The organism is Paraburkholderia sp. BR14312 (assembly GCF_040948675.1).
Lineage (GTDB): Bacteria > Pseudomonadota > Gammaproteobacteria > Burkholderiales > Burkholderiaceae > Paraburkholderia > Paraburkholderia nodosa_A.
This window is the reverse complement of record NZ_JBFPKI010000001.1, coordinates 275631-296183: the sequence shown is the minus strand read 5'-3', so window position 1 is coordinate 296183 and position 20553 is coordinate 275631. Positions and strand designations below refer to the sequence as shown.

20 protein-coding genes are annotated in these 20553 nt (G+C 62.2%); 14 read left to right on the top strand and 6 right to left on the bottom strand.

The genetic code is table 11. The features are described 5' to 3' along the window. Window positions 1-100: 100 nt before the first annotated feature. Window positions 101-979: a LysR family transcriptional regulator gene (locus AB3X98_RS01260; protein ID WP_069262431.1), complete on the top strand. Its 879-nt coding sequence runs from the start codon at window positions 101-103 to the stop codon at window positions 977-979. Between the two features lie 30 nt (window positions 980-1009). On the opposite strand, the gene AB3X98_RS01255 is transcribed toward AB3X98_RS01260, so the two are convergent. The 4 genes from AB3X98_RS01255 to AB3X98_RS01240 all read right to left on the bottom strand — a co-directional run bounded on the left by AB3X98_RS01255 (window position 1010) and on the right by AB3X98_RS01240 (window position 6661). Next, the gene (locus AB3X98_RS01255; protein ID WP_368603241.1) at window positions 1010-3136 is read right to left on the bottom strand and encodes a D-(-)-3-hydroxybutyrate oligomer hydrolase; all 2127 of its coding nucleotides are present in this window, start codon (window positions 3134-3136) and stop codon (window positions 1010-1012) included. 233 nt (window positions 3137-3369) lie between these two features. After that, on the bottom strand, window positions 3370-4470 hold the full coding sequence (locus AB3X98_RS01250; protein WP_368610200.1) for a TAXI family TRAP transporter solute-binding subunit: 1101 nt from the start codon (window positions 4468-4470) through the stop codon (window positions 3370-3372). Window positions 4471-4532: 62 nt separating this feature from the next. After that, a complete protein-coding gene (locus AB3X98_RS01245) occupies window positions 4533-5687 on the bottom strand; it encodes a hypothetical protein (protein ID WP_368603239.1) in 1155 nt (384 codons plus the stop codon). 710 nt (window positions 5688-6397) lie between these two features. Beyond that, a complete protein-coding gene (locus AB3X98_RS01240) occupies window positions 6398-6661 on the bottom strand; it encodes a hypothetical protein (RefSeq protein ID WP_368603266.1) in 264 nt (87 codons plus the stop codon). Here AB3X98_RS01240 and AB3X98_RS01235 point away from each other — a divergent pair. The 5 genes from AB3X98_RS01235 (at window position 6606) to AB3X98_RS01215 (ending at window position 10565) form a co-directional block, all read left to right on the top strand. Beyond that, a complete protein-coding gene (locus AB3X98_RS01235) occupies window positions 6606-8339 on the top strand; it encodes a peptidase S10 (RefSeq protein WP_368603264.1) in 1734 nt (577 codons plus the stop codon). The two genes, AB3X98_RS01240 and AB3X98_RS01235, sit on opposite strands and share 56 nt — an antisense overlap. A 123-nt stretch (window positions 8340-8462) precedes the next feature. Further along, window positions 8463-8822, top strand: coding sequence for a 2-oxoglutarate dehydrogenase (locus AB3X98_RS01230; RefSeq protein WP_176732835.1), 360 nt, complete (start codon window positions 8463-8465; stop codon window positions 8820-8822). Between the two features lie 229 nt (window positions 8823-9051). Then, window positions 9052-9279, top strand: a complete 228-nt coding sequence (locus AB3X98_RS01225; RefSeq protein WP_368603238.1) for a hypothetical protein — start codon at window positions 9052-9054, stop codon at window positions 9277-9279. A gap of 222 nt (window positions 9280-9501) precedes the next feature. After that, window positions 9502-10074, top strand: coding sequence for a hypothetical protein (locus tag AB3X98_RS01220; protein WP_368603237.1), 573 nt, complete (start codon window positions 9502-9504; stop codon window positions 10072-10074). Window positions 10075-10331: 257 nt separating this feature from the next. After that, the gene (locus AB3X98_RS01215) at window positions 10332-10565 is read left to right on the top strand and encodes a hypothetical protein (RefSeq protein ID WP_069262219.1); all 234 of its coding nucleotides are present in this window, start codon (window positions 10332-10334) and stop codon (window positions 10563-10565) included. A gap of 258 nt (window positions 10566-10823) precedes the next feature. Here AB3X98_RS01215 and AB3X98_RS01210 read toward each other — a convergent pair whose 3' ends face one another. Then, a complete protein-coding gene (locus AB3X98_RS01210; RefSeq protein ID WP_342948231.1) occupies window positions 10824-11258 on the bottom strand; it encodes a helix-turn-helix domain-containing protein in 435 nt (144 codons plus the stop codon). Window positions 11259-11367: 109 nt separating this feature from the next. Here AB3X98_RS01210 and AB3X98_RS01205 point away from each other — a divergent pair, with 109 nt between their 5' ends. The 8 genes from AB3X98_RS01205 (at window position 11368) to AB3X98_RS01170 (ending at window position 19761) form a co-directional block, all read left to right on the top strand. Continuing rightward, window positions 11368-11985, top strand: coding sequence for an FMN-dependent NADH-azoreductase (locus AB3X98_RS01205; RefSeq protein WP_368603236.1), 618 nt, complete (start codon window positions 11368-11370; stop codon window positions 11983-11985). Between the two features lie 4 nt (window positions 11986-11989). Beyond that, a complete protein-coding gene (locus tag AB3X98_RS01200; RefSeq protein ID WP_368603235.1) occupies window positions 11990-12643 on the top strand; it encodes an NAD(P)-dependent oxidoreductase in 654 nt (217 codons plus the stop codon). 29 nt (window positions 12644-12672) lie between these two features. Continuing rightward, window positions 12673-13584, top strand: coding sequence for an oxidoreductase (locus AB3X98_RS01195; RefSeq protein ID WP_368603234.1), 912 nt, complete (start codon window positions 12673-12675; stop codon window positions 13582-13584). Between the two features lie 29 nt (window positions 13585-13613). Next, a complete protein-coding gene (locus AB3X98_RS01190) occupies window positions 13614-14249 on the top strand; it encodes a DsbA family oxidoreductase (RefSeq protein ID WP_368603233.1) in 636 nt (211 codons plus the stop codon). Window positions 14250-14826: 577 nt separating this feature from the next. Further along, the gene (locus AB3X98_RS01185) at window positions 14827-15894 is read left to right on the top strand and encodes a LacI family DNA-binding transcriptional regulator (protein WP_069262218.1); all 1068 of its coding nucleotides are present in this window, start codon (window positions 14827-14829) and stop codon (window positions 15892-15894) included. Window positions 15895-15966: 72 nt separating this feature from the next. Then, window positions 15967-16941, top strand: a complete 975-nt coding sequence (locus AB3X98_RS01180; protein ID WP_069262217.1) for a substrate-binding domain-containing protein — start codon at window positions 15967-15969, stop codon at window positions 16939-16941. Beyond that, entirely contained in the window at window positions 16942-18462 is a 1521-nt protein-coding gene (locus AB3X98_RS01175; RefSeq protein ID WP_368603232.1) for a sugar ABC transporter ATP-binding protein, read from the top strand. A 24-nt stretch (window positions 18463-18486) separates the two neighbouring features. Continuing rightward, window positions 18487-19761: an ABC transporter permease gene (locus AB3X98_RS01170; protein WP_368603231.1), complete on the top strand. Its 1275-nt coding sequence runs from the start codon at window positions 18487-18489 to the stop codon at window positions 19759-19761. Window positions 19762-19824: 63 nt separating this feature from the next. On the opposite strand, the gene AB3X98_RS01165 is transcribed toward AB3X98_RS01170, so the two are convergent. Further along, on the bottom strand, window positions 19825-20166 hold the full coding sequence (locus AB3X98_RS01165; protein ID WP_256094495.1) for a BON domain-containing protein: 342 nt from the start codon (window positions 20164-20166) through the stop codon (window positions 19825-19827). Window positions 20167-20553: the final 387 nt, after the last annotated feature.

The following is a 20553-nucleotide window of genomic DNA, read 5'->3' as shown; positions in this document are numbered from 1 at the left end:
GGCGTGAGCGTCCAGTCGACATTCTGATCCACCTCGATCTGACGGAAAAGCGGGAATAGGTGGTACTATCCATCGAGTTATTCGATGGATGTTGAATGTCATGCGTGGCTTCGAATTCGACCAGTTGAAGACGTTCGCGGCTGTGGCGAACGTGGGCAGCCTTTCGGCGGCCTCGCCGTTGCTGCACCTTTCGCAATCCACGATCAGCGAGCAGGTGCGCAAGCTCGAAGCGCGCGCGGGCATGCCGCTTTTCGTGCGTAGCAAGCGCGGTGTGGAGCTCACGCCCGCGGGCACACGATTGCTCGACCATGCGCGGCGTCTCGTGGCGCTCAACGAAGCCGCTTTCGACGACGTGCGCGGCCAGGCCATCAAGGGCGAGTTGCGCGTCGCGATCACCGAGTACTTCCGCACGAACGAGGTGGCCGGTCTGCTCGTGCGGCTGCGCGACTGCTATCCGCAGCTGAGCTTGCACGTGAGCGCGATGAAGAGCGCCGATATCGAGCTCGCGTATGCGAAGCGGCAAATCGATCTCGGCGTGGTCATGCATCTGTCGCGCGGCCCGTTCCGACCCGCCGCCACCGACGCGGACGCGCGCTGGGAGTTGCTGCGCGAACCGCTCTATTGGGTTGCGTCGCCGACGCTCGCCGAGCAGTTGCCGCAAGCCTTGCCGCTCGTGCTGCTGCCGGGCGACTGCATGATGCACCAGGTCGCGGTGCGCTCGCTCGAAGAAAACGACATCCCGTACGTGCTCGTTCACAGCGCGTCGGGCGTGGCCGGGCTGCAGTCCATGCTGGCAGCCGGTCTGGGCGTGGGATGCCTGTGCGCTTCGGCAATCGGGGAGGGTCTCACGCGGCTCGGCCCGAAGCACCGGCTGCCGGCCTTGCCCGACGCCGTGTTCTCGCTCCTGCCACCGCATCCCGGCGAAGGGGACACCGTGACACAAGCGAGAGAAGTGCTGGCGCGGCAACTGCTGGTGTGATGCGCTCGCCGCGCCGGCGTGCTTCGCGACTCAATGCGGCACGTTCACGACGCCGTCGTTCGCGCGAATCGCGTTGCTGCCCGGATTCTCCACGATGGCCGGCAGGTTCGCGAGACCCAACGGCGGCGCGGCGCCCGGGTTGCCGCCGCGCGGGATCGTGCGGATGACCTGGGAAGGCGGCAGCGGCGTGCCATTCTTCAGGTGATTCCACATCAGATTGAGCGCCGCGATGTTGTAGTAGTGCACCGGCACGAAGTGCGTATCGAAGCCCGGCACGGCGAGGAATGCATCGAAGTGCTGCCCGTTCGTCACCTCGTACAGCGACAGGTGGCTGTGCGAACCTTCCCGTTCGCTGTTTGCCGCGAGATACGCGCGCGACGCATGATTGATCGGCACGAGCGCGTCGCTGCGGCCTTGTACGATGATTGCGGGCTTGCCATGCAGGTTCGCATGTACGCTGATCGCCTGGACGCTCTGGCGCATGCGCGGATCACCGTTCGTCCACAACGCGCGCAGACATGCCGCGCCCGCGAAGCTGGCGTCGGGCGTGGCCAGCCGATGGTCGGCGCCGCCAGGCGGCGTGACGTTGTAGACGAGATTGACGCCATTGGTCGGCGGCACGCCATTGCCCACGCCAAAGATGGTCAGCATTGGCGAGACGGCGGGCGCAACGCCCGCGGCACCCGTCGATGCGTTCGTCGTGCCGAAGCTGAATCCGCACAGGTTGTCGAGCACGCTCGAGCGCGTGTAGGCATCGGCGTAGGTCACCGCAACAGCCGGCACGGCCTGTGAATCCCACATCGGCGCCTGCAGCAGATCGGAGTCCGCTTCATAGCCGGCTTCATGCAGGCGTTGGAGCGCGTCGTTCGCCTGCGCCTGCGTATCGCCGCCGTGGACGTAGCCTGCCGCCGCGAGCGACGTGCAGCGCGCCTGGCGAATGGCTGTCGTGGTCGCCACGGGCAGCGCGGTGAGATAGGGCGCGCCGGCGGCGGCGTCCGCGAGCGCGGCGCAGGGTTGCAGCAGGTTCGCGAGCGTCATGTAGTCGGCCAGCGGTTTGCCGGCCGCGGCAATGCGCTGCCCACCTTCCCTGACTTGCGCGTCACCGGGCATGCGCACATTGATCTGCGGTTCGCCGACCACGACCGCCGTGATCCACTTGCCCGTGTCCTCTTCGGCTGCCGCGAGCGATGCGCCGCCGCCGTTGCTCACGGAAGCCGCGATCGTCGTAATGTCGCCGGGCGCATAGCGCACGCCGCGATTCGATGCGTCGACGCGCGGCGCAAACTGCTGGTTGAGCACCCAGTACGCGAACTGGACCGCCTCGAGTGTGTCGCGGCCCCAGTTCGCTTCGGGGTTCAACTGCGAATGCGCGTGCTTGAACGCATAACGGCTCGGAAACTTCTGGTTGTAGGCGGCGAGCGCGCCCGCCGGCACGTCCGCGGTGAAAATACTCGTGCGCCCAGCCGTTGCTGCGTTGGCCGTGACGCCATCGATCAACGTCACGAGGCCGCTCATCAGTTCTTCTGCGCCGTTGCCCGTGCCCTTGTCGGTATAGGCGACCGCGCAGCCTCGCTTGAGTCCCCACTCGCCGGCCGCGGAGATCGCGCCGTACACGCCGCGCGAGCCCGACGACGTGGCGGTCACGATGCACGGGTTCGCCGGATCGAAGCTGGTCGGCACCTGCACGAGCAGGCTGACGTTCCGGCGGCCGCTGCCGTCGTCGGCAAACGCGAGATATTCGGTGCCGGCGATTTTGCCTTCGCCCAGTGTGTCGTTGCCGTACACATCGACATTGGGCCCCCAGAAGCGGCCATAACCGCCGTTCGCGCTCATATCGACGAGCGCCCGATAGTTCGACCAGATCGCGAGCCGGCGCAGTTCCGCTGCCGTCGGCGCCAAGTGGTCGGCGATGGCAGGCTGCGCCCCGGCGAGGCCGGTTTTGCCGAGACCGGCGGTCAACAGATCGTCGCTGACGCCATCGTAGCTCGTGGTTTGCAGACTGCTCGCCACCACGAACGACGGCAGCCGGTTGAATTCCGGGTGATGGGCGTCGTTTTCGGCAGCGTGTGCGCCGGGAACGAGCGCCGCACCTGCGATGGCGATCGCGGCACGCAGGTGCGCCGTTTTACGCCGGACTGTGAACGGGGTATCTCTCATGGGTGTCTCCTTGTTTGTTGTTAGGCTAGGACGCACTGCATCGGGAAGACCGTTTCGACGTGCCGGCATCACGGCACTCATGGACATTAGGACATCCTGAAAGCAGATACCAGGAGAGAATGCATGTGGCACAAGGGGATCGCTTTCCACGCCGTGCTGGCGTTTGAAGGGTCCACTTGTTTGCTGTTCACGCGCGTCGGGGGCCGCGTTCGGCTGGCGGATTCGTCGGGGGATTATTTGCAGAGCAGGAGCAGGCGCTCCTGATCCGGGCATGGCCGCCCGTCGACTTTTTGTGCGGCGGGAGCGCCTTGCGCCGCGGTCGAACCCGTGGCGGCCTGCATCGCGGCGCGATGCGCGAAACACGCCTTCAGGCGTCGCTCAACGGGCGGATAGTATTGCCAGCCTTTGCCGAGGCCCGGTAGATCGAGCTTGACCTGCTTCCATTTCGGATGGCCGTGCTCCTGCAGGTTGTCGAAGTTCGCGCAGAGCGAATCGGCAAAGCGCTTCAGGTTGCCGACCGTATCGCGCAGGTTGTAGTCATAGGTGACGAGAAAGGCCTTGACCGTCCATGTCGGCACGTCTTCCTTGAGCCAGTTCGGGTAGCTCGACACGTGAATCGTCGCGGGATAGTAGGTCTGCTTCGCGCGCGCCGTTTCCGGCGCGTTCGCATCGACGCGCAGGAAGCGGATCTGCTGCAGCAGTTCGGGGTTCATGTCGGTAAAGAGCTTGGCGGGTTGCCCGGCGACGATGATCGCAACGTCGATCTTCTTGACGATGAGCGCGGCGAGTGCGTCCTCGTTGCTCAGGTGCTGCGCGTTCTGCTCCGGAATCGGCTGGCCGAACATGAGGCGGTACAGCGTCGTCGCCGACTGCGCGGTGCCGCTGCCGATCAGCCCGACGCTCATTACCTTGTCCTTGATCTCGTTGATCGTCTTCATCGGCGAGTCGTTACGCACCACGAAGTAAATCTCTTCGTCGTAGAGCGGCATGATGAGCCGCAGCGGCCGTATCAGCGTGCCGGCCTCTTCGTTGCCGGAATTGGCCATGTCGACGTAGGCCTGGTAGACGTCGGACTGCACGAGCGCGAGCTTCACGCCGGGCTCGAAACGCATGCGCTGCACGTTTTCGGCCGAGCCTTTCGATGGGATCACTTCGAGGTCGATGCCCGCCGGCTGCGCGACCCATTTCGCCAGGTCCTGGCCGATCTGAATGTACGTCCCGCGCTCCGGGCCGGTCACGATGCGGTAGTGCGCGTCGACCTCGGAGGCGACGGCGAGCACAGAGAAAAGCAGGGCGATCAGCGCCGCCACTCCCGCTAGAGTCGTTTTCAGCATGGTCTCTCTCTCCCGCCTTGTTTGCGATCTACGGCAGACTTCGATATGTTATGGAATCCTGTTCAATGTGCGGCGCCAGATGGCGCGGCGTGCTTCCAGCCGTTTTGCAGGATCGCCCGCTCCTGTGCGTCGACGCTGTTGTTGCCGCCGGCGGGACTGGCGGCCGTCGCGACATTCGCCGCGGTCGGGGCATTCGTCGCGTTCGCCGTGTTCGTCGCGCCGGGCAGCGGAGGCGGCGATGCGCCCGTATTCCAGTCCTGCGACGAGGGCAGCCGTACGGTGTTCGCGCCGTGCGGCAACGCCGCTGCCGCGTTCGTTTGCGGGGCGCCATTAGGTGGGCTGAGTGGCTTCCAGGCGGTCGATACGATGGCGCGCTCCATCAACGATTGCGCGACTTGACTGCTCGAATCGATCGCGAGCGCTTCCGAAGCCTGATGTTGCACGCAGGCCCAGGCACGCTGCGCGACACAGCGGTCTGCGTTTTGCAACGCGCTATCGCGCCGTTGCTCGCGCGCGGCGATATCGTTTTGTAGCGCGCGTGCCTCCTCGTTGTCCCCGCCGCGCGCGAGCACGGCGTTGGCCGCAGTCTTCGCGTCGAACAGGTTGTTTTCCGCAAGGCTGTTGCGCGCGGCACGCAGAGCTTCGGCCGTGTCGGCGAATTGCGGCGCGTTGCGCGGGGGGGATTGCGGATGCTCGCTGGTCTGCGTGCCGGCGGCAGGGGGCGTCTCGTTGGCCTGTTGCCCGGACGCATCAGTCGAAACCGATCCGCCCGATGAGTGCAGGGTCTCTTCGCTGGCGGTGGCCTCCCGCTGGCGGTTCGCACCGAGCAGCAGATACGTGCCGTACGCGAACGCAAGAATCAGTGCGAATACGAATAGACCCCTGGGGAAGATCCATTGCCCCATCTGCGAAAACCGCAACCCGTGTGGAAGCGCCAAGGCGTGCTGCGCGGCATGCGGGTAGCCGGTCTCCAGCGACGGCCCGTCGGATGCGGGTAAGCGCGCCTGCGCGAGCTTCGCGGCAGCGGGTGCGGGGGGCGCCGCGGCCGTGGCGCCGAGCGGTGTCAATGTGGCCTTCGGATGGGTGCCGAGCGAAACGGTGTCGAGTGGAAGATCTGTGCCGCAGTAAGGGCAGAATTCGAAGTTTTCGTACAGCAGTCCGCCGCAATGCTTGCACGCTGCGGGGAAATTCTGGTCGCGACCAATCTGAGCGGACATGATGTCGTCCCACCGTTATGGCGATGCCATTTCGGCATGCTCAGAATCGTCGTTGAAGCGATCGGCAAGGCGTCGCGGAACTCACGATCTGCATGCGCAGGAAAGCGACGGGGCCCGACCGAGCGCAGCCGTCTGGTCAAAATATGGTTGATTTCGCACAGCGCGTCAATCTCCGTTGTTGCCCGGCGCACATATGCGTGCTGGCTGCGTGCTGGTAAGGATTGCCTTGCGGAATTTTTTACCATGGTGGCGTTTTATTTATAAGAATAGCTAAATGAGCGGACGGCTTCTTGACCGTCACGCACTTAACCTGGAAGTATGGCCCCAATTGAATGGGTGACAGGCGCGCAAGCGATGGATTGCATTCATTTATACAATCCGTGGGCATTGTCGAGCATCCATTTCGCTCTTCGTTCGCGCTCGCGTGGCACCGAGATCTCGCATCGCCGACCCGCATGCACGCGGCCGTTTCGTGCTCGACGCAATTGCTGCGTGCGCAACGAATCAGCGCGCATAGGTTAAAGAACTATCCCTTGACAAAGTACTGCGGCGCCTCCTATTTTTCCTCTGCTATCTTTCATTACCAAATATTTCCAGCGAAATTCCGTCGGCGAAACTCAGTGGTTTCTCCCGATGCTTTATGGATTATTTAGGCATCCATAGTAAATAGATGTCGCTTAAATTGAATCGACTTTGTCAGGAATGGAAAGTTAAATGTCAGCCGCCTCGCGCAGGTAATTGTGTTTGAATTTCGGTGCCTTTTTCAAGGCGTTATTACCGGCGAACGCGGCCCCCGCGTAGTGTGAAGTCATCATTCGAAGGGGTATAACAATGCATCCGGACAGTAAACCCAGTGTGGAGTTCAGCCGCAGTTGGTGCGAGCTGCGCCATGCAGGCGCAATCGCTATCGGCGTGTTGATGCTAGCGGCTTGCGGCGGTGGCGATAGCCCGACCTCGTCGGCCGCGAGCGCCATGAACCAGGTTTCGGCAAGCGCTAAAGCCGCCGTGCAAAATTCAAATTCGCCAAATGCCAACCAGCCTTATACCGACCCGGTCGCCTATTCGCCGAACGCTACCGATGGCCTTGCCGCGTCGCAGGTCGCCGAAAAGGCCGCGATCATGCATTACCAGTGGACCTCGGGAAAAACGACCATCAACTACACGACGACAACGGGCCATTTGACGGCTTCGGACGCAAACGGCAATCCGGAGGCGACGATGTCGTATGTCGCCTATACCGCGCCGAGCACGAACGGTTCGCCGCGGCCCGTGACGTTCATCTATAACGGCGGGCCGGGTTCTTCGTCGATCTGGCTGCGTCTCGGCTCGTTTGCGCCAACGCGTGTCGCGACGCCCGATCCGCTGCTCACCAACTGGCCGAACTTTCCGCTCGTCAACAATGCGGAGAGCCTGATCGATACGACGGACATGGTGTTCATCGACCCACCGGGCACGGGGCTCTCGGAGGCCATTCTGCCGAACACGAACCAGAAGTTCTGGGGCTGCGATACGGACGTGGACGTGATGCGCGATTTCATCAAGCGCTATCTGGCCGTGAATAATCGTAGCAGTTCGCCGATCTATCTCTACGGCGAATCGTATGGCACGCCGCGCACCGACATGCTTGCGCTTGCGCTCGAAGCGGCGGGCGTGCAGTTGACTGGCATCGTGCTTCAGTCGTCCATCCTGAACTACTTTGCCGATGCGATCGAGGCGACGGCCATCACGAATTCGACGGCTGGCCTGGTGCTCGATACCGACACACTCGCGGGCTATTACCCCGGCTATGCCGAGGTGGCCGCCTACTTCAACCTGGTTTCGCCGCCATTGATCGATCAAGGCCTCTTCGCGTTGCAGTCGGAGATTTTTGCGACGGGCCAGTACCAGCATTTCCGCAAATACGCGCAATCGTGGGTGCTGAGTCAACTCGGCATTCCCGACGCGCTCGGCAAGCCGGTCTTTCCGCCCGAGAAAACGCTGGATTCGTGGCGTTGGCCCTCGAGCCTCACATTGCAGGCGCTCAATGGCTATTTCAACGTGAATCCGTTCAGTAACGAACTGATCCCGGGCACGACGATCGGTCGTTACGACGGACGCGTATCGCTGCCGAATTCGGATCCGCGCTTGCAGAGCGACGGCGACCCGTCGGACATCCTCATCTCGCAGCCGTTCACGACAGCACTCGCTACGCAAATGCCGGACTATCTCGGCTATACGGCGCCGAATGCGACGTACATGCCTCTGAACGACAACATCATCGGAGTCTGGGACTTCTCGCACGACGGTCAGCCGTTGCCCGATACGCTGCCCGACCTGCTCGGCGCGATCCAGCTCAATCCGCAATTGAAGGTGCTTGCGGAGAACGGCTATCACGATCTTGCTACGCCGTTCTTCAATACGGAGAAGCAGCTTGCGCGTCTGCAAACGGTGGCCGGTTTGAGCCCGAACCTGCAGGTCAACTTCTTCCAGGGTGGACACATGATCTATCTGGACGACGTGGCGCGCCCGAAGATGAAGGCCGATCTCGTGAGCTACTATGGTGGTCAACCCATACCATTGGCGCTTTCGCTCTGGACGCTTCCGCAGCCGTGGCCCGACGAGAGTCCCGCGGGTACGCCGACTTCCACGGCAGTCGCCGCAGCGGGCCAATAACCTGACAGGCCGGGGCCTTTCCTCGAGCGTCGATCATCGATAGCCGATTGAGGCCCGCTCCTCACACATTGAAGGCGAGCGATCATGTCTACATTCAAAAAGCTGTGGTGCATTGCGCCGTTCATGCTTGGCGCGGTTGCTGTGGTCACAACAGGCATTGCCCAGGCGGCAACGCAAGCGGTGGCGCCCGTTCAACTGCCGAAGGGCGGCCACGGTGTGGATGGCCCATTTTTCCCGACGAGCCGGCCAGCGCCGCTCACACCTTCCACCGGTACGCAATTGCAGCAGCAGGCGCAACAGCGGGTTGAGGCTCGCCTGGGTGCGAATACTGCATTGAACAACGGCGCTTCGATCACGAAAGCGCAGGCGCAAAGTAGCGGGCTGGGGTATATCTCGCAGCATTTCGATCAGATCGACACGGCGCATACAGGCAGGGTGTCGATGAGCGACGTGCGGCAATATCTGCAGAAACAGGGCCAATGAGGCCGCAAGTCTGTCGCACTGCATTGATCGGCGTCGTGAGCGTGCTGGCGGCCCGGGCGCCCCGGCCAGCTTCGCGCACGACGCCGCTGCCATCGCGCTGCCTCAGGATGCGCCGCACTACAGGGTGGGAGACAACTTGCGAGCCGGCGCGCGCTATGAAGCGGACTGCATGGCCACCGCCCCTTCGGGCATGAGGGTGCAGCGCCGGGCCTAATGCGAAGTGGACGGCGTGGAGACGGTCAAGACGAAGGCGGGCGTTTTCTCCGCGATCAAGATCACGATGAGCGGCGTCTGGCAGCCGCAGTACGGCCCGGGCGGCGTCCCGATGGAGGAGACGCTCTGGTATGCCCCGAGCGTCAAGCGGGTAGTGCGCGAAGAATTTCAGGGCCGTCTGGCCGGAAGAGGCGCACCCGCAACGAACGCAATCGAACTGGTGCACTACGCAGTGAAGCCGTAATGCAGTGAAGCCGTAACGCCGTTCCCATCGAGTTTGTCTGCACACGAAATCTCCTGTTGCCTCGCTCTCTCCATCAAATGATGGAGGCGCAAGCGTGCGCGGTTCCATAGGCTTAGGAAGCGGAGCGCACACCGGCACGAGCCGGCGCCTCGCTCGACGGCTGCTTTTGGCCCGCTGCGCGTTATGAAGCCAGACGCCTGCTATGGTGACAAGGAGATGACCATGAAGATCAAGCATTCAAGCATTTTGTCGGCAACAGCCTTTGCACTGCTCTCGCTCAGTGGCGTCGCGCAGGCCGACGGGCGCCTTTGCTCGAACGCAACGCTAAGGGGAGCTTATGGATTTCACGGACATGGTGAGATCCTTGGCTTGCTGGATAGCAACAACAAGCTGCACCCGTTTGCCTCACCTTCGACACTCGATGACGTCGCCATCGTGACGTTCGACGGTTCGGGTAAATTCACCCGCACCGACTTCGGCATGATCAATGGCTTGCCGAAAGGCGGGCAGACCGCCTTCAACCCGTACCAGAGCGGCACCTACACGGTGAACTCCGATTGCACGGGGATCATGAAACAGGTCTATGGCAGCGGCGGACCGGTGCTGGCCGGCGTCGAGACCGACCTGCAGATCGTGGTTTCCGACGACGGGACACTCATCGAATCCGTTGTCTACAGGGCGTATTCGCCCGCGTCCGGTCCCACCGCCGACGGCACGACGTGTCCGCCGAACTGCGAACAAGGTGTGCAGGAACAATTCGAAGGAAAGAAGGTTCTCGTTTACGGCTTCCGTTAAGCACGCCTCTCATTTTCGGGACGGCCGCGTTGCACGTATTCGTTTCGCGCAACGTGGTCTTTCCATTGCCGCAATGCTTCGTTCCTTTCCCCTTTGTATGGCGATATTCAGACGTGAAATTTCGCGCCGAATAAGCGCGAAAGCCACGGCATCGAATTAATTCGGCATATCCGGCGCATGCACAGCTTTGCGCGGCAGCAGCGGGGCCGATGGTACGCTTGGGCTTCTCGAGATCACGTGGCTGGAGATTGCCTATCATGAAGCGCTTGTGCTGCGCAGCGTTCCTTGCCTTACTCGTTGCCGGTTGTGCTTCGCCGTCGCCGCCCGCCGCCGACACGACCACCTACATGCTGCACACCCCCGATGGCGCGAAGCCCGGTTCACCCACCTCGAAGCCGCCGAGGCTCACCGTGGGCGTTAGCGATCCCGACACGCAACTGATTCTCCCGTGGTTTCTCAATGACATCATCAACTTCGTGAACTATCGCTAGCCTCATTCCAAAACACGTAGTGTCGCTCGGTCGTCGGGCGCCGGTCGGCCATGAAGCGTCATTGGTTTGCGTCGACGGCGAGACGTTGAGGCGTCCCGTTTGGCTCAGGGAACGGACACCCAAGTCAGGCTATGCGATTTTTTGATCGGCCGTGGCCGACTCTCACCCCACAAAAGATCCGCGTTGGGACAGGTCCCGCCGCGAGCCGTCAGTTGGATTTCGTCGCTGTGTTTGCACAAGCCTACAGCCTGGGCTCGTTTATCGACGCTGGTAGACAACGCCCTGAACCAAGACCTGATCTGGCTCCGGCTCCTCGTCAAAACGTTTATGCGCCTCGGCAATGGCGACTTGATTCTCGCTCGCCCAGTTGACCAGCGCCATGACAGGCTTCAACAGCGTTCTTCCCATGTCAGTGAGTTCGTAATCGACGCGCGGCGGAATCGTTGGATACATCGTTCGCGTTACCAGTCCGTCGCGTTCCAGCCCGCGCAAGGTCAGCGTAAGCATCCGCTGGGAAATGCCGTCGATGCCGCGTTTCAATTCGTTGAAGCGCCGCGGGCCATTAGCCAGCATGGCGACAATGTAGAGGCTCCACTTGTCGCCGATGCGATCCAGGATTTCACGGGTTGCCAGGCAGCCGCCCGCGTCAGGTGCAGGCATATCGGCAGGTAGCTCGGTGTGACTAAGTGACATGCGTGTGCCTTCTTGTGGGGAAACGGCGGGAACCATACCATCCTTTGTATGAATTGGTAAGTCAGAGTCAATATCTAACTTAGTTCTCATTTTATACCTAGGAGCCGTCATGAGCCACACCCTACTTGTCACTTCCAGTCCGCGCGGGGCTGACAGCCTTTCCACCCGCTTCGCCGCCGAAATTGCTGAAGGCGTCCAGGCCCGCTCGGGCGGCCCGCTGACCGTGCGCGACCTCGCCGCGAATCCACCGCCGCACATCGCACCGGCCTACATCCAAGGCCGGAGCACGTCGCCCGAAGATCGCACACCGGAACAGGTCGAGGCGGTGAAGGTCGCGCAAGAGTTGGTCGATGAGTTAAAGGTCGCCGATGTGATCGTGCTCGGTTCGGGCATGATCAACTTCGGTCTGCCCTCGCAGCTCAAGGCGTGGTTCGATCACGTCACCTGGCCGGGCGTCACCTTCGGCTACGGCGATGCTGGGCCGAAGGGGCTGCTGACCGGCAAAAAGGTCTATCTAGTTACCGCTACCGGCGGCGTGTTCTCGGAAGGTGCCTGGGCACCGTTCGACTTTCAGACCAACTATTTGCTACACCTGCTCGGTTTCATCGGTCTGACCGACGTTGAAGTGGTGCGTGTCGAAGGCACGGTTTTCGGCCCCGATGCGGCGAAGGCCGCAATCGCCAACACCGAAACGGCCATCAAAGCCTTGTTGGCGAAGGCTGCGTGACCTCATGGCCGGGAAAAAAACCATCGCGCTGTTCGGTGCGACCGGGCCGACCGGAAGGCACATCATCGAGGAAGCCTTGAAGCAGGGCTACAACCTGTCGGTCTATACGCGCGACGCAAAGAAACTCGCGTCGTTCGCGGGAAGGGTAGAAATCGTTGTCGGCGACCTGCAAGACCAGAGTGCCATTGCGAGGAGCGTTCAAGGTGCCGATGCAGTCATCAGTGCCCTTGGTCCCAACAGTCTCAAGGTGCAAGGCGATAAGCCGATCATGCACGGCTTGACCAACATCATCGCCGCGATGAAGCACGCAGGCGTGCGCCGTCTTATCCAGATTTCTACGGCTGCCTATCGTGATCCCAAGGATAGCTTTGCCTTCAAAACCCATGCGTTCGCGCTGTTGTTCAAGGTTATCGCGCGCAAAGGGTATGAGGACATCGAGGCGACTGGCGAATTGATCGCCAATTCGGACCTGGACTGGACACTGGTACGCATCCCGAACCTCAAGGATGGTCCCGCGGATGGCAGCGTGGATGTAGGTTGGTATGGAAAAACCAAACTCAGCATGAAGCTCTCCAGAGGCAATCTTGCGAAGTTCCTGGTTGACCAGGTGACCGACAGGAAGTTCGTGCGTGCCGCGCCAGGCATCGCTAACCATTAACGCAATAACGTCTCGACAAGGTTCACTCCATGAGCGGATTCACCCATGCTGATGTACTCGATCAATCGGGAAAGACTTTTGTCGTCACCGGCGCCAACACCGGCATAGGCTTTGAAATAGCGAGTACGTTGGCGGCACGGCGAGCCAGGGTGCTTCTCGCGTGCCGTGACGAGTCGAAAGCGGAAGCGGCTATCAGCCGGATTCGTCTGAAGACCCCTGGAGCGAATCTCGCATTCCTGCCGCTTGACCTCGCAGATCTGACGAGCGTGCGGAACGCAGCAAAACTGGCCGAAAAGGAACCGCGCATCGACGCGCTCATCAATAATGCGGGCGTGCAAGGGCCGAAGCTAAAGCATACGGTGCAAGGCTTCGAGCTGACATTCGGCGTCAATCATCTTGGTTGCTTTGCGTTCACTGCGCTCATGCTGCCCAAGCTCACGGAAACATCCGGGACGCGCATCGTTGTCACGAGCAGCGGCCTGCACAAGGACGCGAAGATCGAGTGGGACGATCTTGATGCGGAGAAGAGTTACAAGTGGATGCCTCGCTATGCAGCCAGCAAGCTTGCGAATCTGCTTTTTATCTTTGAGTTGGATCGGCGACTGCGAGCGGCGGGTATACCTGTTACGGCAGTGGCCTGCCATCCGGGCCTTGCTGGAACCAACCTTGCGCGCGATAGCTGGTGGGGCAACATCGCAATGTCATTGATCGGCCTGTTCTTCAATACGCCGGCTCAGGGCGCGTGGGGTGCATTGCAGGCGGCGACCGGACAAATAAAGTCCGGCGGCTATTACGGGCCGACGAGAACTTCTGAATTGCGAGGCCCCTCTGGTGAATGCACTCCGTCTCAGGACGCGCGGAATCCAGAACTCGCAAGACGACTGTGGGACGTATCGGTTCAACTGAGCGGAATCGATGCCGAACTACCTTCAAATTCATAGCGCGAAGACCAGATCACGAGAGGATGGTTATGCAAATAGATCTCTATACTGAAATCACATGTCCGTGGTGCATCGTCGGACATCACCGTCTCGACAAAGTGCTGGCGGAGCGTTTCCCCAACCTGGCCGTTGATATTCGGCAGCATCCAGTCCTGCTACTGCCAGATGCGCCGGCAGGCGGCCTCTACATTCCTGATTTGCTGCGCTCGCGCTATGGCATAACCGATCCAACAATTGCCTTTACTCGCCCTGAAGGAGAAGCTCGCGCTTCGGGCTTCGACCTGGATCTTGGCCGCCAACTCTGGACCTATCCGACTCAAGCTGCTCATGCGGTGATTCTGGCGGCCGCTGGGCGTAGCACGCAGCACAGGCTCGCAGTTGCAATCACCCATGCTTATTTCATCGCAGCGAAGAACATCGCCGATGCGGACGTGCTGGCCGACATCGCAGCCGACTACGGTTTCGACCGCGATCAGGCGCGTGCCATTGCACTTGATCCCAAACAGCACCGCCGCGTCGAGCAGGAAGCGGCCAAGTCGGCCAATGCCGGTGTCCGTTCGGTTCCTCACTTTGTCTTTGGGGGAAGCATTGCAATCAATGGGGGGCGCAGCGAAGACGAGATTGCTGCGGCAATACAAGCAGCTTCCGGCGCAATCTCTCTCTGACGCGGCTTCCTCAAATCCAATGACTCGGAACTCGGCGTACGCCAAGTCGATAAGGTCTGCGGCGCTGTTGACTGTGTTGGCCGATGCCCGACCAACAAGACCGGCCGTCGGATGACCGCAGTACCTCAAGAAGCGACAAAGGGACCGCGATCTGACGACCGACCGCAATGAACTCGGTCCGTTTTGATCGAATTTCCGCTTCCGATGAGGAGCCCTACCACGCGCATGCGCGTTGAGATGGGAGAAGTGGGGTGGGCAGCTTTGAGCCCGCCGGTCTTTCGGTTTCACACTGGATGCGTTACAAGACCGCGCTACACCCGCACGGGCGTCGGGCGAAAACCCTTGCCAGACAAGGCTTTGGCGCCGTCTCGCTACTTATTTATAGGCGACCTCTGAGCTTTCTCAACGACATCATCAACTTCGTGAATTACCGCTAGTCCTCGCGCGCTCTCCCCGGCGACCCGGAAAAACCCTCCCTTGAAGCCTGAAAATCCATTTCCTACTCTATGAAACGTTTCAGTTCGGACGGGTAACGGACGGATAACGCCGGCGCATCACCTCGGGCGGAAAGACCAGCATGGACGACCGCAAGAAAAGTGCCAGTACGCTCAAGGACGTCGCGAATGCGGCGGGAGTCTCGCTGGGCACGGCGTCGAAGGTGCTCGCGGGTGCCGCAAACGTGAGCGAAGCGCGCCAGCGCCAGGTCTGGGAGGCGGCTCGCAAGCTCGGCTACCGGCGCAATAGTCTGGCCGCCGAACTGCGCAGTTGCCGCTCCACGTCGATTGGTTTTGTCGTGCCCGACCTGACCAATTCGTTCTTCATCGAACTCGTCTGCGCGCTCGAAGACCACGCGCTCGAATCCGGTTACCGGCTCATCCTCGCGCACGCCCAGGAGGACCCGGAGCGCGAAGCGGAGCGCATCCGCTTCGTCCTCTCGCGCCAGGTCGCGGGCATGATCATCATTCCGTGCCACGGCTACGAGCACGCAATCAGCGAACTGCGGGAATGCGACGTGCCGCTCGTGATGGCCGATCGCGTGGACAACAGTTTTCCCGCCAACACGGTCACGACCGACAGTCATCGTGCGGCGATGGACGGTACCGCGCATCTGATCGCGCTCGGTCACCGCCGCATCACGTTCATCGTCAATGCGCTCGATCTCGTGAACAGCCGCGAGCGGGCCCAGGGCTACCAGGACGCAATGCAGCGCGCCGGGTTGGCGCAGCACGCCAACGTCGTGGTGTGCGGCATGAGCGATACCGAAAGCCACGCGACGACGCTCGGCGTGCTCGCCGCGCGCGAACGCCCCACTGCGCTCTTCACAGGCGCGAACGTCGCGACGCTCGGCGCGCTGCGGGCGATCCGCGATGCGGGCCTGCAGCTGCCGGACGACATCTCGCTGCTTTCCTTCGACGACGCGCCGTGGATGTCGGTACTGCGCCCCGGCATCAGTTCGATTCGTCAGCCCGCCGAAGCGATTGCCCGCGGCATCTGGCATCTCCTGCACAAGCAGTTGCTGGGCGAGAGCCCGGAGATCGTGCACTTGCGCATGCGTGCCGACTTGCGCGTGCGCGACAGCACGGGCCCGGTGCGGTATGACGAATGGGGCGAAGCGGCGCGCGCCTCCGCCGCGCCGCCGCTATAACGTTTTATTTTTCGCAGCACCCGAGGCCGGCCGCACGCGCCGCCCGGTTCAGACAACAAAGGAGACAGGGCAATGGACAGTCAACGACGCATTCTGGTTGCGGGTCTGGTCGCCGTGCCGCTTGCCGGCGCAGCGGGTCTTCTCGGGACGCTCAGTGCGCCCGCGTTCGGGCAGCAGAAGAAATACCGCTTCGGCTTCTCGCAGGTGACCACGGTCGAGCCCTGGCGAGTGCAGTTCAACAAGGACATGAAAGCCGAAGCCGCGAAGCATCCCGAGGTCGATCTGATCATTGCCGACGCCGGCGACCGCACCGACAAGCAGAATGCGGACATGGAGAATTTCATTGCCCAGAAAATGGATGCGATCTTCATTTCGCCAAAGGAGTCGGCCGGGCTGACCGGCGTGGTGGAAAAGGCCTATAAGGCGGGCATTCCTGTGTTCGTGCTCGACCGCGAGGTGAACGGCGAATCCTATACGCAGTTCATCGGCGGCGACAACGTGCAGATCGGCCGCGAAGCCGGCGCATTCATCGTCAAGCTGATGGGCGGCCCGGGTCACGCGCAGGGCAATCTCGTCGAGGTCTGGGGCGGCTTCGGCGCGCAGCCGGCGCACGACCGCCACGACGGCGCGGCGAGCGTGATCGGCAAGGAGTCAGGCATCAAGCTCGTGGGCGAACGCGTGGACTGCGACTGGAAGCAGGACAAGGCGTACGAGTACATGAAGACGGTGTTGCGCGTGAATCCGAAAATCGATGTGGTGTACGGGCACAACGATCCGATGGCCTACGGCGCCTATCTCGCGGCCAAGGACGCGGGGCGCGACAAGAGCATCAAGTTCGTGGGCATCGACGGGTTGCCGCAGGAGGGCGCGACGTGGGTCTCGCAAGGCCTGCTTGCCGGCACGTTCATGTACCCCACGCCCGGCGCCGAAGGCATACGCCAGGCGCTCAAGCTCCTGCACGGCGAAAAGATCCCGAAGAAGGTGACGTTGCCGACCCAGGGTATCTTTGCGGACAACGCCAAGGCGTATATTGCTAGCCACTCCTGAATGAATGCCACCGCCACCGCGCCGCTCATCGAGGCGGCTGGCCTGTCGATTTCGTTCAACGGCAGCGCCGTGTTGTCGAGCGTCGACTTCGATGTCGTAGCGGGCGAGGTGCATGCGCTCGTCGGCGAGAACGGCGCGGGCAAGTCGAGCCTGATGAAGATGCTGGGCGGGCTCTATACGCCCGACAGCGGCACGATACGCGTGCGGGGCGTGCCCACGCGCCTCGCGAGCGTCAACGACGCGATCGATGCGGGGATCGCGGTCATTCATCAGGAGTTGAATCTCGTCGATACGCTTTCCGCCGTCGACAACATATTCCTTGGCAAGGAACCGCGCACGCGCTGGGGCTTTCCCGACCGGCGCGCCATGCGCGCGGCAGCGCGCAGCGTACTCGGCCAACTGGGCTTTCGCGCGAGTCCCGATACGCTGGTCGGCGCGCTGCGGGTGGGCGAAAAACAACTCGTGGAAATTGCCAAGTCGCTGGTGGCCGAAGCTCGGGTGCTGATCATGGACGAGCCGACCTCGGCGCTCTCCGACGCGGAGACCTCCGCACTCCTCACGCTCACGCGGCAACTGCGCGAACGCGGCATGGGCATCGTGCTGATCAGCCACCGGCTGGGCGAAGTCTTCGCCGTGGCCGACCGCGTGACCGTGCTGCGTGACGGCCGGCGCATCTCGACGCTGCCGGTCGCGCAGGTGGAGTCCTCGACGGCACTCGTCTCGATGATGATCGGCAAGGACTTCGCGCCGCCAGAGCGCGGCGCGGACGAGGCGCCACGCGCTCGCAGCACGAGTGTGGAAGTGCGCAATCTGTCGCTGTGGGGACCGGCGCGCGCGATGGTGCGCGACGTGTCGTTCGCGGTGCGCGAGGGCGAAGTGTTCGGCCTCTCGGGTCTGCTCGGCGCGGGCAAGACCGAAGTGCTCGAAGCCATCTACGGGATTTCGGCCTACCAGCAGGAGGGCGCCATTGCCATTGCCGGGCGGAACCGGTCATTCAGGTCGCCGAACGAAGCCGCAGAATCGGGTCTTGCCTTCGTGACCGAAGACCGCAAGAAGGATGGCCTCGTGCTCGACCAGTCGCTCGAAGCGAATTTCGTGCTGCCGTCGTTGCCGCGCGTGCCCGGCTTTCCGTTCTACCGGCGGCGCAGGCTGTGCGGCTGGGCCGCCGAACAGGCGCGGGCCTCGCGGGTCAAGCATCGCAGCCTCGCGCAAAGCGCCAGTAGCTTGTCGGGCGGCAATCAGCAGAAGCTCATTATCGGCAAATGGCTGATGACGAAGCCGCGCATCCTGCTGCTCGACGAACCGACGCGCGGCGTCGACGTCGCCGCCAAAGCGGAGATCTACCGCCAGATACTCGACGCGGCGCGCTCGGGCGTGACGGTGCTGATCGCCAGTTCGGAAATCGACGAATTGACCTTGTTGTGCGACCGCATTCTCGTGCTGTGCGAAGGGCGCGCCAAACAGATCGTACCGCGCAGCGATTTTTCCGGCGACCTGCTGATCAATCTTGCTTCGCCTTGAATCGATACTGACTGGAGACTGACCATGCTGCATGTGCAGGACCATGTCGCCGAGCCGGACGCGCCCACGCGCAGGCGTCAAATCAGCACGCTCATGACGCACCTGAAGTACTATCTGGGGCTGATCCTGTTGCTCGTGGTGGGCGCGTTCACTTCGCCTCACTCGACCGATGGCAGCAACATCTTTCTTTCCAGCGCCAATATCTCCGACGTGTTTCGCGAGGTCGCCAACGTCGGGGTGATGTCGATCGGCATGACGCTCGTGATCATCACCGCGGGTATCGATCTTTCCGTCGGCGCGATCATGGGCCTCGGCAGCGTGCTGACCGCCATGCTGCTGACTACCGAAGGATGGAACCGGGCGACTTACGCCTCGGTCGTGCTCAATGCGATTGCCGTGTTCTCGATCGTGTTCATCGTGCTCGGTGCATGGCGCAGGCCGCTGCGTTCGCATCGCGCGCATATGGGCGCCGCACGCGCGGTGCGCGGCGGCATTGCGCTGCTGTGCGCGGCGCTGGCGTGCCTGTATATCGCGTTGCACGCCGCGCACCGCATGCCGCTCGCCGGCGTGCTCTGGATCGTGCCGCTTGCGGGCTTCACGGTAGGCAGCATCAACGGCTGGATCATCACGCGCGGGCGCATGCAACCGTTCATCGTCACGCTCGCGGCGATGGTCGGCGTGCTCGGCGCCGCGCGGCTGATCGCCGGGCAGGACACCGCCGTCTATTCGATTTATAGCGGAACGAATGCGACCGCCGAAATCGAGAATCTGCGCGCGCTGCTGTTCAATCTGATTCCCGTGCCAGCGCTTTTCTTTCTCGTGATCGCGCTCGTCTTCAGCTTCGTGATGAACCGCACGGTGTTCGGCAAATATCTGTACGCGATAGGCGGCAACGAGAAATGCGCCGTGGTTTCAGGGCTCGACGTCAACCGCTACAAGCTGATGGCCTACGCCATTTCCGGCCTGCTCTCGGCGCTCGTTGGTGTGCTCTATGCGGCGCAGTACCGCCAGGGGAAGGCCGATGCCGGAACCGGCTGGGAACTCGATGCGATTGCGGCCGTTGTGATTGGCGGCACGAGCCTGGCCGGCGGAGTCGGACGGATATCGGGCACCGTGGCGGGCGTCCTCATATTCGGCTTCCTCGGCAACATCCTGTTGCTCAACGATATCGACAGCAACACCCAGCTAGTCCTCAAAGGCCTGATCATCGTGATTGCCGTGTTTCTGCAGCAGACCGACTATGGGCGCGGCGGCTGGATCAAACGGATCAGACACGGCATCGCGCAGCGCGATCGATAAAGAACGGCGCGCGGACGAGAAGCGCGCCGTCCGCGCGCGGCGATGCATTCGATCGCATTGACCTCAGCGTCCACGCGCAAGCCAACTGTCCACCGATTGCACGCCCTCGACCGAAGCCGCGCTGCGCTCGGCCAGCGCGACCTGTTCGTGCGCGTCGACCCATCCGAGCAGCGTGACGGTGCCCCCGCGAGCAAAGACAAAGATATGAGAAGTGTTGACGCCATTACGCGCAAAAGCGACCCGGACGTTGTGCGCGAGTTGCGGGTTGCTCGCGCCTGAGTCGGTTTGAGCCTGTGCGGCCGGCACCATGGCGCTGGAAATCAGCAATGCGAGCGTGGAAGTGATGATGGCTTTCACGATACCTCCTTGCAGTGTGGCAAAAATGCCGGTCACATCCGGCAGCAAGTCTTCCGGTCCTTCTTCAACGCAGGGCCGCGGAAGTCAGAGGGCAAACCAGCCCGCGCAGTGCGCGGTGCAATGGTCACCGCAAGGACGCGTCAGGGGTTCCGCCAGCCGGGCATGGAACGGCAGCGCCGTCGCCCGGCGAAAGTTGCGCTGGTGCGTGCTGGTGCATTGCGTTCGGACGGGACGTCGCGCGCGACGTGGCGGGGAACAGCGGGAGTCGAGGCGCGGGGAATTGCGTGGCGCGATGGTCTAAAGCCGGAAAGCCCGCGGGATTGATTCAACGCCCGCGCTGAATGTGCTTACCGGAGAATCTCGACTCGTTGCCCGGCAGGGTATACCTTGATCATAGTCGCTATTGCCCAGGCCTGCTGGTGACAGCGCTATCAG